Consider the following 15,993-nt stretch of genomic DNA (forward strand, 5'->3'; position numbering starts at 1 on the left):
CAGGAGGTCAATCATGAAAATGAATCAATGGTTTGTACGTTTGCGTAATACTCCCATTCCGCAGCGCAAGCTGCATCCGGCGAAATGGCTGACGCTGCTCGCCTTTCTGCTACTGCTGGCGCAGCTGGCGGTAGAGTCTTTGCTCTCAGTATAAGCACAATCAAAATGGGCGTTAATATCAAAACTCGCCAGCATCGATAAGATAAAACTCAAATTTAATTCGTGATAAACATCTCAGTTTATCAACAACGGCTAGACAGAAAGAACTCTGGCATGCTAGTAATTAATTCAAGCAAGGGAACGGATTTAAATTAAATGCCATTTAAACCCTACCCATAAGGCTGAAAAATTAATTGATAATGGTTTGGATTACTGAACGATTATCAAAAGGGTAAGTGAATCGAAGGCCCTCAGAGACGAAAGTCTCTGAGGGCCTTTTTGTTTTTTTTCTATCTCAGGAGTCAAAAAATGTCTAAAGAACGTCGTCTCTCTCGTATTTTCGCAAAAGATGGTAAATCCGTCACGCTGGCGCTGGATGGCTACTATTTTTCAAGCAAAACAAATGGTATTGATAATACGATAAATCAGCTTCCGGCCCTTGTTGAAAGCGGCCTGGACTGCGCGCTGGTCACTTATGGCATGTTGAAAAATTTCCGCGAAGTTTTCAATTGCGTTCCCGTTGTATTACGCGTCGATAGCACAGTGAATATTTTTGATAATACCGTTCCCGATACCACACCCGTCTTTTCCATTGAGGATGCGCTGAAAGTGGCTGCGGAAGGCGTGGTGTGCATGACCTTCCCCGGCGCATTTAATGAAGAGAAAACGCACATCATGGCGATGCAGCTGGCGCAGGCCGCCGATCGCTGGAACGTGCCGCTGATCGTGGAATCCCTGCCGTACGGCTATCCCGTGACCAGCGACGACTCCAACAACCCGTCCGTTATCGCCGCCTCGGCCCGCATCGCCGTTGAGCTGGGTGCTGACGTGATCAAAACCCGCTTCACCGGCACCGAGGACGACCGCCTTATCGTCGAAGCGGCCGGCGTGCCGGTGCTGGCGCTGGGCGGCCCGAAAACCGGCATCGACGGTTATTTTAAATTTGTGCAGCACTGCATGCAGGTGGGTGCAAAAGGCGTAGCGGTGGGTCGCAATATCACTCAGGACCCACAGCCGGCAAAAGTAGTAGCAGGTCTGAATGCCATCATCCATGAAAATGCGACAGCGGAAGATGCCTACAGCCTCTACATGGCTAAATAACATCGGATATTAATATGCTCTTAAATAACACCATCATTCCTTCAATCAGAAAATATAAACATTTTGAACAGGCGCTGGCCTGCGCATAAGAATACGTACTGCTATCCGAAGCGAATATCGGCAACCTGCAATCGTTGATCGGTAAATGTCATCAGAGTGGCAAGGAAGTGCTTATTCACCTCGAGCTCTTGGGTGGTTTTAAACCTGACCAGGCGGGAATTAGTTTGCTCAAAAATTACTACAAGGTTGATGGTGTTATTTCGTCCAATCTCTCGGCCCTACGCTATGCCAAAAAAGAGGGATTGTTAACTATCTTTCGGGTATTGCTCATCGACTCACGTTCGCTGGATTACTCCATCGATATTGTTAAGCATAACCCGCCAGATGCTATTGAAATCTTACCTGCTGAATATGCCTGCCAGTGTCTGGAATTGATTAGCCGGAATTTAAAAGGCTTTGATGTGATATTCATCGCCGGAGGCTTTGTTAAGCGGAAATACCTTGTAGATAAAATTTTCCATGCCGGATTTAAAGGCATTACCACCAGCGAACCCGGTTTATGGTAACGCATAAGGAGTCCACGCGAATGAAACAACACTATGTCATGGGCATTGATAACGGCGGCACCGTTACAAAAGCGGCGATTTACGATCGCTCCGGCAACGTGGTGGCCAGCGCGTCGAAGTCAACGCAGATGCTGACCCCGAAGGAATTTCACACCGAGCGAGATATCAACGAACTCTGGGCGGCTAACGTCGAAGTCATTAAAAAAGCCATCGCGCAGTCGGGTATCGACGCCGGCCAAATCAAAGGCGTAGCGGTAACCGGTCACGGCAACGGGCTGTATATGGTGGATGAAACCGGTGCCCCGGTGCGCAACGGAATTATCTCCACCGATAGCCGGGCTAAGGCCTGGGTAGAAAAGTGGTACCGCGACCCGACGTTTGTTAGCGATATTTTGCCCAAAACTATGCAGTCTATCTGGGCAGGTCAGCCCGTCGCCCTCCTCGCCTGGCTGAAAGAGAACGAGCCGGAAACGCTGTGTAAAGCGCGCTACATTTTCATGGTCAAAGATCTGATTCGTTTTTATCTGACTGGCGAAGCCTTTCTCGAACTTACCGATATCTCAGGGACTAACCTGATCAACGTTCGCGACCGCGACTATGACGCCTCGCTGCTGGCCTGGTGGGGACTCGGCGATCTGCGCGATAAACTTCCGCCCATCAGGCTCTCCACCGATTGCTGCGGCTACATTACCGACGACGTCGCGCAGCTCACCGGTTTGTGTGCCGGAACGCCGGTCTCGGGCGGGGTGTTTGATATCTCGGCGTCATCCGTCGCTTCCGGCATCAATACCCTGGATAAGCTAGCGATTATTACCGGAACATGGAGCATCAATGAATACGTGACCGACCATCCGGTTATCGACCAGGATCTCTTTATGACCTCGATTTATCCGATTGAGGGCAAATGGTTAATTACCGAGGCCAGCCCCACTTCCGCCAGTAATCTGGAGTGGTTTATCAATAACTTTATGGAAGGCGATCGCACCGCCGCCGCCGCACGGGGATCGTCAGTCTACGATCTATGCAATGATCTGGTCTCCACGACAACGCCCGCCGAGAGCCACCTGCTGTTCTTCCCGTTTGTCTTCGGTTCCAACACCATCCCGGACGCCTCTGCGGGGTTTATCGGCCTGAATAGTTTCCATAAAAAAGCGCATTTTCTGCGCGCAATTTATGAAGGGGTCGCTTTCAGCCATCTGTATCACACCGAACGGTTACGCAACATCAACCCTGCTCTCAGTCGCACCATTCGGATTGCGGGCGGCGTCACTAACTCTGCGGTCTGGCTGCAGATATTCGCCGACATTTTCCAGTCCACTCTGGAGATTGTCGACGTGAAAGAGCACGGCACCCTGGGCACCGCGATGACCGCCGCGGTGATGGTTGGCTGGTTTGATGACGTCTTTGCCGCCTCAAATGAGATGGTTCACGTTTCGCGAACGGTCACGCCGAACCCGGACAATAACAAGGTCTATCAGGATAAGTATCAGCTCTACAAAAATCTACTATCGGAAATGCAGTCTCCGTGGAAAAGCTGCAGTAACTACATCACGCATTAAGCGAGGAAAGTATGGATCTGAATTTACACCACCGCACGGCTATCGTTACCGGAGGCGCTACGGGCCTCGGCAAAGAGTTTGTCCTTTCACTCGCCCGAGAAGGGGTCAACATCTGCTTCACCTATATGCGTGATGAGGAGCGCCCGGAACAGCTGATTGCTACGGTAAAAAGTAGCGCCAGCGTCGAAATTATTGCGGTGAAAACCGATCTTTCCGATGAGCAAAGCCGGGAGAATCTGTTCGCGACCTGCATTGAGCGGCTGGGGAACGCCGATATTCTGGTCAACAACGCCGGGATCTGGCTAAGCGGCTACGTCACTGAAATCACCCAGCAGGAGTGGGACAGCGTGATGAACATCAACCTGAAGGCGGTGTTCCACCTGAGCCAGCTGTTTGTCAACCACTGCCTGGCGAAAGATCAGGCCGGCAGCATTCTGAATATCACGTCTCAGGCGGCCTTCCACGGTTCGACCACCGGTCATGCACATTACGCGGCCAGTAAAGCGGGCCTGGTGGCATTTTCTATCTCGTTGGCACGCGAGGTGGCGAAACAGAAAATCAATGTCAACAACATCGCCGTCGGCATTATGGATACCGCGATGATCCGTAAAAACATTGAGCAGAATCCTGACTATTACGTCAGCCGTATACCGGTGGGCCGGGTGGCCCAACCGCACGAAATTGCCGACATCGGCGTCTTCATGGTCTCACCGAAAACCAGCTATATGACGGGAGCGACTCTGGATGTCACCGGCGGTATGTTGATGCGTTAATTTATGGAGAATGATTATGAAATGTCTGGCAATTGCCGATCTGTTTATCAATGCAGCGATGATGGACACGGGTCTGAAAGCGCTGAAAGATAAAGGTATTACAGTGGAAGTGCGCGAATGGTCGCATGAGTCGATTGAAAAACTGCAAGAGGATAATTTACTGGTTGAACAGCAAGGTTCTGAGGCGCTGGCGCTGCCTGCCGCTCTGCTTCAGGGGGCTGAGGATACGGAGATCCTGATAGTCCAGTTCGCCCCGGTTAACGTGGCGGTATTCGACAAGCTGCCAAAACTTAAATACGTTGGCGTGCTGCGCGGCGGCATTGAAAACGTTAATCAGGCGGAGGCAAAAGCGCGCGGAATTGAGGTGATGAACACGCCGGGGCGTAACGCCCGCAGCGTGGCGGAGTTTACCGTCGGCATGATTCTGGCGGAAATGCGCAATATCGCCCGCTCGCACGATGCGCTGCGCGATAAGTTCTGGCGTAAAGAGAGCCCTAACCACCGGGCCATTCCTGAACTGGGCGGCAAAGTGGTAGGTCTGGTCGGGCTGGGGCATATCGCGCAGCTGGTGGCCGGCTTCCTGCGCGGTTTCGGCAGCGAGATTATCTTTTACGATAAGTACGTCCCCGGCCATGACAGCTATGAAAAGGTGGATACTCTCGACGAGCTGGTTCGCCGTGCGGACGTGATTTCGCTGCATGCCCGCATGACTCCGGAAACGGAAAACCTGATCAACGCCCAACATTTTGAATTAATGAAGGAGAGCGCCATTATCGTCAACACAGCGCGTTCCGGATTAATTAATGAAAGCGATCTGATCGCCGCGCTGCGGGACGGTAAAATCATGGGCGCCGCCCTCGACACGTTTGATGATGAACCGCTGCCGGACAATAGCGCGTTTTATTCGCTGAATAACGTCACGATAACGCCGCATATTGCCGGCAGTACTATTGATGCCTTCAGTAATTCGCCGAAGATTTTTTCTGAGATATTGCTGAAGCAACTCGGTTAAATATTAAAAGAGCCGCTTAAGGTTTTTTCTACGGCCCATTGGGCACGGGTTCGCTCGCGCCCAATTCGGTCGCCTTTTAAGGAAATATTATGGATATTATCAACAGCATTATTAGTCTGGGGGCATCAGTGATGATGCCAGTAATATTCTTTATTATCGCACTGTGCTTTGGAGTTAAAATCGGCACCGCATTTAAAGCCGGGATGCTGGTCGGTATCGGCTTTGAAGGGGTGGGACTGGTGATCGGCCTGCTCTTAACCAACCTCGGGCCGGCGTCGCAGGCCATGGTTGAACGCATCGGCCTGCACCTGACGGTGGTCGATACCGGCTGGCCGACCGCCTCCACTATCGGCTGGGGCTCGCCGCTAATGCTGCCGGTAGTCGTGGGATTTATTGTTATTAATATTGCCATGCTGCTGCTTAAATTAACCAAGACAGTAAATATCGATATATTCAACTACTGGATTTTCCTGATTATGGGGTCGGTTGTGTATGCCGGCACCGGTAACTACTGGCTCTCCGTAGGCATTACCTTCGGCATATTTATCTTAACCCTGCTGGCGGCGGATTTAACCGCACCGTATTTGCAAAAAAACTATAATCTGCAAGGGATATCATTCCCCCATCTTACCTGTATAACCTACGTACCGTTTGGTATTGCCTGTAACTATATTATTGATAAGATCCCACTGATCAATAAAATTAATTTCGACCCGGAAAGTATTAATAAAAAATTCGGCGTCTTCGGGGAGCCACTCACTCTGGGCTTCGTGCTGGGGCTGCTGCTGGCCTTCCTGGCCGGGTACGATGTCTCGGCTGCGGTATCGCTGGCGATTAAAGTTTCCGCCGCCATGCTGCTGCTACCGAAAATGATCGAAATTTTAGTGCAGGGCCTGCTGATCGTGCGCGATGCCGCGGAAGCGAAGCTGAAAGCGAAATTTCCCAACCGCGATTTCTATATCGGCATGGATACCGCACTGCTTATTGGCGAACCTTCGGTGCTGGCAACCGGGCTGCTGCTGATCCCTATGGCGGTGGTGCTGGCGATTATTCTGCCAGGCAACCGCGTGCTGCCGTTTGTCGATCTGGCCTCCCTGATGTTCCTGCTGGCGATGGTAACGCCTTTTTGTAAACGTAATATGTTCCGCATGTTTATCACCGGCACGCTGGTGGTCACCTGTATTTTGTACGTCGGAACGGATATTTCGCGGGAATACACCCAGGCGGCGGTCAACTCTAATATTCCTGTGCCGGAGGGGATGGCAGAAATTACCAATATCGTTGGCGGAGCCACCACGCCGGTGGGCTGGCTGGCGGTGAAGTTTGGCGAGTTTTTCACTACCGCGCCGTAAATTCTCTCTCTTCTCACTCTGCCCGGCGCGGGAAACGGCGTCGGGCTTTTTTCGCCGCGCCCGCCATTAAAAATGCCTGCCAGGAGGGTAAGCTGGCAGGCATGGCACAATAGACGTCTGTGCTTAGAACTGGTAGGTCATACCCACGGCAACGATGTTGTCGGTACTGATTTTGGCATCGTTGGTGAATTTCGTGTCATCCAGCAGGTTGATTTTATAGTCCACGTAGGTAGACATGTTCTTGTTGAAGTAGTAAGTCGCGCCTACATCAACGTATTCAACCAGATCCTGGTCGCCATAGCGGCCCAGATCTTTGCCTTTTGATTTCAGGTAGGCAATGGACGGACGCAGACCGAAATCAAACTGATACTGAGCAACCACTTCAAAGTTCTGCGCGGTATTAGCAATATAGCCGCTACCGAACTTCGTCATATTGCGGGTTTCAGCATAGGTGGTCGCCAGGTAGAGGTTGTTGGCGTCATACTTCAGACCGGCCGCCCATACTTCTGCTTTCTCGCCGCGGGCGTATGCGTTCGGATTGTCGCGACCCGCTTTAACCTGCGCATCGGTACGATCGGATGCCGCGTAGGCTGCGCCTGCGACAAAACCTTCGTACTCATAGGTAGAGGCCAGACCCCAGCCATCGCCATGCTGCTTAGCCAAATCGCGACCGTTGCCCTCTTCTTTACCCTGATACTGTACGGCGATATTCAGACCATCAACCAGCCCGAAGAAACCGTTGTTACGGTAGGTAGCAACGCCGGTGGTACGCGCGGTGGCGAAGACGTCGGTCTGGGTCCAGGTATCACCGCCGAACTCCGGCAGCATATCGGTCCAGGCACCGATATCATAGGCAACGCCATAGTTACGACCGTAGTCCAGAGAACCAAATTCGCCAAACTTCAGGCCGGCAAACGCCAGACGCGTTTTGTCGCCGGAGTTGTCGCCTTCAACGTTATTGGCGCTGAAGTTATATTCCCACTGGCCGTAGCCGATCAGCTGGTCGTTGATCTGCGTTTCACCTTTGAAGCCCAGACGAGCATAGGTCTGATCGCCATCTTCTGACTTATCACTGGAGAAATAATGCAGGCCGGTCACTTTCCCATAGAGGTCGAGTTTGTTTCCGTCCTTGTTATACACCTCAGCTGCCTGCACGGTTCCTGCAGCAAGAAGTGTAGAGACGGCCACTGTTAGTAATTTTAATTTCATATTATTTCGTCCCTAACTATTAATAGAATATCAAACCTCAGATACCTTCTGAGCGAGACCATTATGCGATAATTCGCAAAGAGACTTGAAATTAAAAGTTCCGAATTTTTATACCAAATACCATAATTGTGACGAAAACGGTGGTTGTTAATTGATGTGCATCAATTACTCCCCGCTTCCATTGGCAAATATTCTGAATAACGGCTTACGTAACCCAGAGATACAGAAGGTTTAACCAAAATATATAAATTATCATAAGGAAATTCTAATGATTAGATAAATTAAAGATTGCAATTTGTTAAAATCCATAAAAATCAGTAAGTTAAAATTTAACCAATCACGCATTAATGTTTATTCATAAATGCATTGATTCACCTAAACAGCTCTTAATGAGTATATTCCGATCCTTCCCAGCAGATAAATTATAGTACTGAGATTACCATATTGCGTTATTGAAAATTCTTTACAAAAACCGTAAAAATTATAACATAGTGGTTTAAGATATGTTTAACACTTCTGTGAAAGGGATGTCAGAGGCCCTATTTCAGGGGATAAGTTTAACTATGAATAAATACTATCAATAAATAGTGCATGGAGATTGTCACCCGTTTGATAAGCCGCTGACGCGCCGGGAACGTCTTAATCTATATCAGGGATAAAAAAAGCTGGCGCGGAGCTGCCCCCGCGCAATGCCTCGATTACAGGGTAAAACCGCCGTCACCCACTTGCGCCCGGGCGTACCACTTCATTAGCTCGGCAGTTCCTGGCGCGTTTTCAGCTGGCGCCCACGGGGCCGCATCTTGCTCAGTAACAGGCTGGTAACCACCGTATTTAACCTCAAAAATTACGCCGCCCTTATCCATCGACAACACGGCATGCCAGGTACCCGCCGCCATCTCCAGCACCTTACACTCTTCGCCTAACACCACGCGCTCGATTACGTTGCCAGCATCATCAAAGGTCAACACCACAAAGCGTCCGCTAAGGGATGTCAGCAGTTCAAAAGTGTGCGGGTGACGGTGAGGCCGAACATAGGTACCCGGCTCCATAGCGACGGCCAGGCGTTGCACCGGATCGCTTAAATCAGGGTGGAAATTACGATGGGCACGTAAACGAGGCGAAGCTGCAGCCTGTTCGCTTTGTTGCTGGAGGTCACTCAACGTCATTTGTTTCATATAAGCCTTTTTTTGTATTTGGGCAGCTTACGACAATCAGCTCGTCGTAAGACTTGATGCCATTTTCAACAGACGATTAGCCTCGCCGCTCGCGGAACACATCGCTGTGCGGATTATAGACGCTGATGCCGCGGTCCCAAAGCGCCAGAGATGGCAGAACAGATTGTCGTGGGGATCCGTTTTCCCCCTGCCCTCGATATAAGGCTTAGAATAGATGACATGAAAAAGAGTGACTTTGTGAGTACGCTCCTTAACAATCGCGGCAGGCGGAAAAATAAGATGAAAGTGCGAAGATAAGGGTATGGTCGCGCATGCAGATGAAGCAATTAATCCGGCGTGAATTTATCGAGCAGCGAAAAAGCGTGTAAATAATTAGACAGCGCCAGTAGCGCATGAAATGAGTTAAAACCAAACTTCTCAATTAATCTTCTTTTATAGCTGCTGTAGGCCTTGGGCGAAATGCCGAGCAGCTCTGGGTAATCTTTTGCCAGTACAGTAAATTTCATAATAAAAATATACTGAAATTCTCTCTCTGTTAACGTGATGTCCTCTCCCACGGGGATGCCATCAGTCACTCTGGCGATAATACTGGCGATATGTGCGGTGCGTCTTTTGTTTATCAAACAAATGATATTACCTTCAACCCGGAAACAAACAAAACTCTTTTTCATTTCAAAGCTGTTTATCAAAAAATGAAACTGCGCGCAGCTGCTGGATGCGTACTTTGTTAAGCACAAATCGACCAGATTCGCTTTTCTGACCGATTTTATGTCGTTTATTTTCAGACGCATGGCTCTTTTAAAAAAATGATTATGGCTGAAAATAGTTAACATTCCTTTCCCTCATGAAAGTGCAATCATCCTTTATAGAAATGCGTATAATAGGCGCCATGGGGATATACCCATGAGTGAAGTGGGTGAATTATAAGTTTGTTTAATATTTATTGTCCAGACGAGTGAATTTCAGAAAAATCCCTGCGAAATGTAAACCATGGGATTTTCACAGGCCCGGAGACAGCTCTTATACCCACGCTTACTTTAGGATTTTTCTTACCAAGCGTCGGTTAAAGAGAAAGTAGCAGCATATCACTCTGTGATAAAGACGATACTTAACAAGCAACGTTGAAATATTTAATTTATCAAAATATAAAACTATCAACGGAGGAGATTGCGCATGAACCGAAGCGCATGCGCGCACTGACTTCCGGGCAGTGGTTTGCCCTTCGTTTAAATCTGCGCCAGGAAGCGACCCGGCGCGACTCAGTTTATGACCGGTTTCTGGCCAGCAAAATAATAATAAACAGTCCGCCGATGCCGGCCGTAATGATCCCTATAGGCAGCTCCTGCGGAGCCAGCAGCGTCCTGCTGACAATATCGCCGCCGCACAGTAGCACTGCGCCCCACAGGCCGCATAAAGGAAGCAGCAGCAGATGTTTTACGCCAGAAAAATAGCGGCACATATGCGGCACCATTAGGCCGATAAAACCGATCACTCCGGTCAAGGCCACCAGCAGCGATGTCGCCAGGGCGCAGCAGAAAAAAACCTCCATTCGCAGGCGGCTGACGTTGATGCCCAGCGACCGCGCGGTCTGCTCGCCGGCCAGTAAACCATCCAGCGAGCGCCAGCGTAACAGTACGAACCCGCCGAGAAACAGCAGACTGAATACGGCATACGGTAAATTATCCCAGCGCGCCAGACCGAGCCCTCCCAGCGACCAGAACAGTACCGAACTGGCGGCCCGCTGATCGCCGGAGAAAATCAGATAGCTGGTCAGCGCGCCGAATAAAAAGGAGATCGCCAACCCGCAAATCACTAAGTGCTCGGCGCCGCGCTGCTTTTTAAAATGAAACAGCAGCATCACCGCCACCGCCGAGCAGAGGCCGCCAACAAATGCCGACACCGGCAGCGTCAGCGCGCCAAGCCGTTCGCCAAATCGGGTGATCACCAGCACCGCGCCCGCCGATGCGCCGGAGGAGAGACCAAATAAAAAAGGATCGGCCAGATCGTTGCGGGTGGTGGTCTGTAAAAGGCCGCCCACGATGGCCAGCACGGCGCCCGCCAGCACTGAGAGCAGCGTTCTTGGCACGCGTAAATCAATGACAATACGCCCAATCATCTCCGATACCGGCACATCCAGCAGCCGCAAGGCTCCAAGAACCTGGGCCAGCGATAGCGGTACGCTCCCTTTGGCAACACTGAGCAACATCAAACCGGCTAACAGCGGCAGCGCGCCCCACATTGCCCAGCAGTAACGATATGGAGTGCCCTTCATTGGTTAGCCGCTGGATACAGCGCATGAGCCAGCTTTTCCGCCGCATTGATATTCGCCGGACCGGGCGTCAATTCAGCATATTGCAGCTTCAGGTAGCGCTGCTGCTTCACCGCCGGTGTCTGCTTCATTAACGGATGATTTTCGAGGAAACGGCGCAGCGAATCAGCGCCGCTGCCGGTCTGATAATCGAGAAGAATAATAAAGTCGGGCTCCGCCGTCGCCACGCTCTCCCAGGAGGTGGTTCCCCAGCTCATCTCCAGGCTTTCCATCACGTTTTTCCCTCCGGCCGCTTCAATAATCGCGGTCGGCATGGCATACCGCCCGCTGGTAAAGGGCTTATCTTCGCCAGAGTCATAGACAAACACTTTCAAAGGCTGTACGCCCCGCGGCGGTTTAGGCAACGCGTTCAGCGCTTTCTTCCAGCCGTCAACCAGCGTCTGGGCCTCATGCCGCTTGCCAAAGATCTTGCCCAACGTCAGCTCATCGTTGTACAGCAGGTCCATACTCGCTTTACGTTTATGCTCGGCGGTAAAGACGCAGCTCTCACTCAGCACAAAGGTTTTGATGCCGTATTTATCGAGTACGGAAGGCGTGATCTCGCCGCCGACCTTCATGCCGTAATTCCAGCCTGCGAAAAAGAAATCAGGATTCACCGCCAGCAGCGTTTCCAGCGAGGGATATTTTGGCGCCAGCTCGGGAATTGCTCCCATCTGGTGTTTAAATTCCGGGGTCATTTTGTACCACCCGGTAATGCCGGTTAAGCCCACGATGCGGTCCTGCAACCCGAGAGCAAAAGCCATTTCAGACATATTAAGGTCGTGTACAACCGCCCTTTTCGGCGCCTGGGTGAATGTCACCGGCGTTCCGCAGCTCTCAATAGTGACGGGGAAATCAGCCGCGCTTGCCGCTGAAATGGAAAGAACCGCCATAATGCCTGCAAACCCTTTTTTCATGCTTCGTTATCCTTCAATAATGTATTACGCATAGCCTGGAACCTCGAAAATCCGCAGCGCTTTCCCCGTTTCGGGATGCGGTACGGTAAAGCTGGTCAAACCAAAGACCGGGTAAAGCCGTTCTGAAACCAACACGCGCTCCGGCACGTCCCAGGCCAGGGCGCGCCCTTGTGATAAAAGCAAAACCCGGTCGGCAAAGGACTCAATCAGGGAAAGATCGTGCAGTACCGCAACGACCGTGATCCCCTGGCTTTTCACTAATGCCAGCAGTTCAACCCTGGCATGCGGATCAAGGTGGTTGGTCGGTTCATCCAGCAGCACCAGTTTTGGCGACTGGGCCAGCACCCGCGCCAGCGCCGCCCGCTGTCGCTCGCCGCCGGATAACGCGGAGAGCGAGCGCGTGCGCAGCTTCTGCAATCCCGTATCGTTAATCGCCCGGGTTACGATGCTTTCATGTTCGCGCCGTGACATATCCCGGGCGTGGGGAATACGTCCAAGAGCGACATAATCCTCAAGCGCCAGACGCATATCGGGGGCGTCGTTCTGCGCCAGTACGGCTATCTGCCGGGCCCGCTGCTGCCGGGTTAAGGCGGCGACGGATCGGCCATATAAGCGAACGTCGCCCTCCCGCACCGTCAGTTCATGATCTATCGCGCGCAATAAAGAAGTTTTTCCGCTGCCGTTCGGGCCAATGACCGCCAGACACTCTCCTTTACCGGCACTAAAATGAATGTCGGCGAGAATTTCCCCGCCGCCGGGACGCGGCAACGATGCGATACTGACGCTAAGTACCGGATCATTGGTCGTAACACCCTTTGTCAAACTCTCCTCCATTAGCCGTTCTCCCTCGCTCCTGGGTACGGATTAGTGAAACGCGTTCTCTTGTTCATTTTCACCGCAGAAAATAGATGATAATCATTATCATTTAAAAAGAAAGGTGAATAGTCACAGATTTTATAATGTTTTATTTATTATGTTATAACATAACAATTATAAGCAGTGATTTGCAACTGCTCTTCGGGGCTGGCCAGAGCGAAGTGCCAAAACATTGGGAGTTGTGTTCAACGCGGCGCTGTGGTGTATTGCTGCAGCCTTCAACGGATTTGCACAGGAAATGTCAGGATGAAAACGGTAGAGTTTTTGCTTTATACCCTTAAACCGGGTTCCGGGAACGATTTTCACCGGATAATGAAAGAACAAAGCGCGCCCTGCCACCGTGCCGCCGGCATGGATATCGTCTCCTTCGGTAATTCAGTTGATGATAACGACGCTTATTATCTGATACGGGCCTATGACGACCTGGCGCATTTAAACGCTTCCCAGGCGCGCTTTTATAGTAGCCCCGCCTGGCGCGAAGGCCCGCGACAGGCCATTATTGATAGGATCAGCGTCAGCGTAAAAACGGTGATGGTACTGAGCGACAGCGCGATTGATGGACTGCGAAACGGCTGACCTCCAGGGTCGCTGGCGTGGCCCAACAAAAAACGCGGTCTCTTTTGCTGTCGCAGATATTCTGGGACCTGGGCAAAATGCGGCTGCCGTGCCTGCCCCCGCCGCCACCATTAGTTCTGATTCATCGACTCAAGAAAACCCTGCGGCGTATTGTCACCCAGTTTCTTTTGCGCCCGCCCCTGGTTCCACAGCGTACACAGCCGCTGCAGCGTGGCGTCAGGCTCATCCAGCGCCGGGATAATATCGGCTAATCGTTCGCTAAGCTGTACCGCCCCGCACTCCTCCGTCATCACCGTTACGCATGACAAATCCGCGCGTATCGGCTCGAAGCCCTTATGAGCATAAGTCTCAAGACATTGTATCTGCGCCGGACAGGCGTTCAGCGCCTCGGTGAGCCAGCTATCCACCAGCGCGGGAGAGATCCCGCTATAGATGCGGCCAAAGCACCAGCCGCTAATCGGCTCCTGCGCCCACAGCAGATGATGTTCACCACCATCATCCATCGACAGCGCCAGTTGGCGGTAGTGCAGCGTCAGGGTATCAACGCGCATCCCTGCCTTTAACGCTTTCTTTCCCTGCGGCGCGGCGTTTTTCCGCCCTTCATGGGCCGGGCGTAGATAGCGGTTCAAGGTGGCCCGGGAGATGGCGATGCCCAGCCCCTCATTCACCATAAACAGCAGCTCATCCAGCGGCGCGCGCAGCGCATCGCGCAGGGCGTTTATCAGGATCTCCTGCTCTTGTCTCAATACCTTGTGTATCAAATGCGGCGTAGTGTGGTTATCGGAAATCTGGCTGCGGTTGCGCCAGCGGCGTACCGTAGTAATGGAAATCCCCAGTTCCTGCGCCAGTTCCCGGTCGCTTTTGGTCGACTCCTGGAGATATTTTCGCGTTCTGGGGGTGGTGGTAGCATTAGCGTGCAGCTTAATTTCCATACGATCCTCTAAAGAAAATATAACCAATCATATGAGATATATATTATTGCAGAGAATACAATGTGAACCGCTTCACCTTTCAGCCCACCGCTTTCTCGCATAATCCGCCATAGATAGCACACACAGCCCCTGTCGATCTTGTACGGAGTTCACAATGAACAATGTTCTGGGATTTCTTGAAGCCAAACTGATGCCGCTGGCGGCGAAAACCGCTCAGCAGCGTCACCTCGGCGCTATTCGCGGCGCCTATGTTTCATTCATGCCTTTTATTATTGTCGGTTCCATTCTGCTGGTGATCTCGTCGTTCCCCAACCAGAGCTATCAGCAGTTTATGGCCAGCACCTTCGGCGCCAGCTGGAGCGCGATTATCGAAATTCCGTTCAACGCGGTATTTTCCACGATGTCGCTGTTTATCAGCTTCCTGGTGGCCTATCGTCTTGCGGAGCACTACGGCGATGACCGCATCTCCTGCGGAATCCTTTCGCTGGTGGGGTTTCTGATCCTCACGCCGTTCATTAAGGTCGCTGAAAACGGCGGCATCACGGTGATCCCCGTGGAATGGATCGGCACTAAAGGATTATTCGTCGCCATGATCGGTTCGCTACTGTGGACCGAACTGTTCTGCTGGCTTAAGCGCAAGAAGCTGGTGATTAAGATGCCGGACGGGGTGCCGCCCGCGGTGCAGGAGTCGTTCGCCGCGCTAATCCCGGCGCTGCTGGTAATGATTCTGATCCTGGCGATTCGTATCGGGTTTGAGCACACCCACTACGCCACCATCCACCAGTTTATTTATGAAGTCGTCGCCTCGCCGGTACGCCATTACGGTACCTCCTACTTCGGCGCGCTGATGACCGTTTTCAGCATTACCATTCTATGGTCGGTTGGCATCAACTCCGGTTCGATGATTAACGGCATTATTCGTCCGCTGTGGATGGAAAATCAGACCGATAACATCGCGGCTATTCAGGCTGGCGTCACTCCGCCGCACATTATTACCGAGCAGTTCTTCGATATGATCTGGATGGGCGGCGCGGGCGCGACCCTGTCGCTGGTGATCGCGATGCTGATTTTCGCCCGCAGCAAAAATATGCGCGAGGTCGCCCGCCTCGGCGCTGGCGCTTCTATCTTTAATATCAACGAACCGATCCTCTTCGGCCTGCCGGTGATCATGAACCCGATCATGCTGATCCCGTTTAACCTCGTGCCGCTAGTGCTTGTCACCGTGCAGTACGCGGCGATGAAAATTGGCGCGGTGGCCGTCACCACCGGGGTCTTTATTCCCTGGACGCTGCCGCCGGTGATCAGCGGGTTTATCGTCACCGGGCATCTTAGCGGTAGCGTGATGCAGATCCTCAATTTGCTGATTGGCGCCATGCTGTACCTGCCCTTCATGCGTATCGTCGATAAGCAGTATCGCGCGGCAGAAATCACCGCCCGAGCCGAAACGGACAACACGCTTGCTAAACAGGAGTAAACCA

Annotated in this window: 15 protein-coding genes and 1 pseudogene; 9 read left to right on the forward strand and 7 right to left on the reverse strand. The window is 51.8% G+C overall.

Features of this window, described 5'->3' with window-relative positions:
* Positions 1 to 13: 13 nt before the first annotated feature.
* The 7 genes and pseudogenes from K7H21_RS14715 (at position 14) to K7H21_RS14745 (ending at position 6,522) form a co-directional block, all read left to right on the forward strand.
* Positions 14 to 154: a hypothetical protein gene (locus tag K7H21_RS14715; RefSeq protein ID WP_004120108.1), complete on the forward strand. Its 141-nt coding sequence runs from the start codon at positions 14 to 16 to the stop codon at positions 152 to 154.
* 314 nt (positions 155 to 468) lie between these two features.
* The gene (locus tag K7H21_RS14720) at positions 469 to 1,260 is read left to right on the forward strand and encodes a class I fructose-bisphosphate aldolase (RefSeq protein WP_004120106.1); all 792 of its coding nucleotides are present in this window, start codon (positions 469 to 471) and stop codon (positions 1,258 to 1,260) included.
* A 14-nt stretch (positions 1,261 to 1,274) separates the two neighbouring features.
* A pseudogene (locus K7H21_RS14725) lies at positions 1,275 to 1,826 on the forward strand (glycerol-3-phosphate responsive antiterminator).
* A 20-nt stretch (positions 1,827 to 1,846) separates the two neighbouring features.
* Positions 1,847 to 3,385 carry an FGGY-family carbohydrate kinase gene (locus K7H21_RS14730; protein WP_223035174.1) on the forward strand — a complete coding sequence of 513 codons (1,539 nt, stop codon included), beginning with the start codon at positions 1,847 to 1,849 and terminating at the stop codon, positions 3,383 to 3,385.
* 11 nt (positions 3,386 to 3,396) lie between these two features.
* Positions 3,397 to 4,158 (forward strand): SDR family NAD(P)-dependent oxidoreductase, encoded by a 762-nt coding sequence (locus K7H21_RS14735; protein ID WP_004120092.1) that lies wholly within the window; start codon positions 3,397 to 3,399, stop codon positions 4,156 to 4,158.
* Between the two features lie 16 nt (positions 4,159 to 4,174).
* On the forward strand, positions 4,175 to 5,170 hold the full coding sequence (locus tag K7H21_RS14740; protein ID WP_223035175.1) for a 2-hydroxyacid dehydrogenase: 996 nt from the start codon (positions 4,175 to 4,177) through the stop codon (positions 5,168 to 5,170).
* An 89-nt stretch (positions 5,171 to 5,259) separates the two neighbouring features.
* Positions 5,260 to 6,522: a PTS galactitol transporter subunit IIC gene (locus K7H21_RS14745; RefSeq protein WP_004113196.1), complete on the forward strand. Its 1,263-nt coding sequence runs from the start codon at positions 5,260 to 5,262 to the stop codon at positions 6,520 to 6,522.
* A gap of 123 nt (positions 6,523 to 6,645) precedes the next feature.
* Here the strand turns inward: K7H21_RS14745 and ompC are convergent, their stop codons facing one another.
* The 6 genes from ompC to K7H21_RS14775 form a co-directional block, all read right to left on the reverse strand.
* Entirely contained in the window at positions 6,646 to 7,731 is a 1,086-nt protein-coding gene (ompC, locus tag K7H21_RS14750) for a porin OmpC (RefSeq protein ID WP_223035176.1), read from the reverse strand.
* Between the two features lie 698 nt (positions 7,732 to 8,429).
* A complete protein-coding gene (locus K7H21_RS14755) occupies positions 8,430 to 8,906 on the reverse strand; it encodes a WbuC family cupin fold metalloprotein (protein ID WP_004120085.1) in 477 nt (158 codons plus the stop codon).
* 326 nt (positions 8,907 to 9,232) lie between these two features.
* Positions 9,233 to 9,739, reverse strand: coding sequence for a helix-turn-helix domain-containing protein (locus tag K7H21_RS14760; protein WP_049115219.1), 507 nt, complete (start codon positions 9,737 to 9,739; stop codon positions 9,233 to 9,235).
* A gap of 431 nt (positions 9,740 to 10,170) precedes the next feature.
* Positions 10,171 to 11,178: a FecCD family ABC transporter permease gene (locus tag K7H21_RS14765; protein ID WP_004120081.1), complete on the reverse strand. Its 1,008-nt coding sequence runs from the start codon at positions 11,176 to 11,178 to the stop codon at positions 10,171 to 10,173.
* Positions 11,175 to 12,131 (reverse strand): ABC transporter substrate-binding protein, encoded by a 957-nt coding sequence (locus tag K7H21_RS14770; RefSeq protein ID WP_087828142.1) that lies wholly within the window; start codon positions 12,129 to 12,131, stop codon positions 11,175 to 11,177. The genes K7H21_RS14765 and K7H21_RS14770 overlap by 4 nt, the downstream gene beginning before the upstream one ends.
* Positions 12,132 to 12,155: 24 nt before the next feature.
* Positions 12,156 to 12,965, reverse strand: coding sequence for an ABC transporter ATP-binding protein (locus K7H21_RS14775; protein WP_004120077.1), 810 nt, complete (start codon positions 12,963 to 12,965; stop codon positions 12,156 to 12,158).
* Positions 12,966 to 13,253: 288 nt separating this feature from the next.
* On the opposite strand from K7H21_RS14775, the gene K7H21_RS14780 reads away from it, so the two are divergent.
* A complete protein-coding gene (locus K7H21_RS14780) occupies positions 13,254 to 13,583 on the forward strand; it encodes an NIPSNAP family protein (protein ID WP_004120075.1) in 330 nt (109 codons plus the stop codon).
* A 110-nt stretch (positions 13,584 to 13,693) separates the two neighbouring features.
* On the opposite strand, the gene K7H21_RS14785 is transcribed toward K7H21_RS14780, so the two are convergent.
* Positions 13,694 to 14,515: an XRE family transcriptional regulator gene (locus K7H21_RS14785; protein WP_223035177.1), complete on the reverse strand. Its 822-nt coding sequence runs from the start codon at positions 14,513 to 14,515 to the stop codon at positions 13,694 to 13,696.
* Between the two features lie 154 nt (positions 14,516 to 14,669).
* Here K7H21_RS14785 and celB point away from each other — a divergent pair, with 154 nt between their 5' ends.
* Positions 14,670 to 15,989 carry a PTS cellobiose transporter subunit IIC gene (gene celB / locus K7H21_RS14790; RefSeq protein ID WP_004120071.1) on the forward strand — a complete coding sequence of 440 codons (1,320 nt, stop codon included), beginning with the start codon at positions 14,670 to 14,672 and terminating at the stop codon, positions 15,987 to 15,989.
* Positions 15,990 to 15,993 lie beyond the last annotated feature (4 nt).

The organism is Klebsiella sp. CTHL.F3a, assembly GCF_019890895.1.
Classification (GTDB): Bacteria; Pseudomonadota; Gammaproteobacteria; order Enterobacterales; family Enterobacteriaceae; genus Klebsiella; species Klebsiella grimontii.

Coding starts and splice junctions, on each gene's coding strand:
- K7H21_RS14715 (WP_004120108.1), top strand. CDS start 14: ATGAAAATGAATCAATGGTTTGTACGTTTGCGTAATACTCCCATTCCG.
- K7H21_RS14720 (WP_004120106.1), top strand. CDS start 469: ATGTCTAAAGAACGTCGTCTCTCTCGTATTTTCGCAAAAGATGGTAAA.
- K7H21_RS14730 (WP_223035174.1), top strand. CDS start 1,847: ATGAAACAACACTATGTCATGGGCATTGATAACGGCGGCACCGTTACA.
- K7H21_RS14735 (WP_004120092.1), top strand. CDS start 3,397: ATGGATCTGAATTTACACCACCGCACGGCTATCGTTACCGGAGGCGCT.
- K7H21_RS14740 (WP_223035175.1), top strand. CDS start 4,175: ATGAAATGTCTGGCAATTGCCGATCTGTTTATCAATGCAGCGATGATG.
- K7H21_RS14745 (WP_004113196.1), top strand. CDS start 5,260: ATGGATATTATCAACAGCATTATTAGTCTGGGGGCATCAGTGATGATG.
- ompC (WP_223035176.1), bottom strand. CDS start 7,731: ATGAAATTAAAATTACTAACAGTGGCCGTCTCTACACTTCTTGCTGCA.
- K7H21_RS14755 (WP_004120085.1), bottom strand. CDS start 8,906: ATGAAACAAATGACGTTGAGTGACCTCCAGCAACAAAGCGAACAGGCT.
- K7H21_RS14760 (WP_049115219.1), bottom strand. CDS start 9,739: ATGTTAACTATTTTCAGCCATAATCATTTTTTTAAAAGAGCCATGCGT.
- K7H21_RS14765 (WP_004120081.1), bottom strand. CDS start 11,178: ATGAAGGGCACTCCATATCGTTACTGCTGGGCAATGTGGGGCGCGCTG.
- K7H21_RS14770 (WP_087828142.1), bottom strand. CDS start 12,131: ATGAAAAAAGGGTTTGCAGGCATTATGGCGGTTCTTTCCATTTCAGCG.
- K7H21_RS14775 (WP_004120077.1), bottom strand. CDS start 12,965: ATGGAGGAGAGTTTGACAAAGGGTGTTACGACCAATGATCCGGTACTT.
- K7H21_RS14780 (WP_004120075.1), top strand. CDS start 13,254: ATGAAAACGGTAGAGTTTTTGCTTTATACCCTTAAACCGGGTTCCGGG.
- K7H21_RS14785 (WP_223035177.1), bottom strand. CDS start 14,515: ATGGAAATTAAGCTGCACGCTAATGCTACCACCACCCCCAGAACGCGA.
- celB (WP_004120071.1), top strand. CDS start 14,670: ATGAACAATGTTCTGGGATTTCTTGAAGCCAAACTGATGCCGCTGGCG.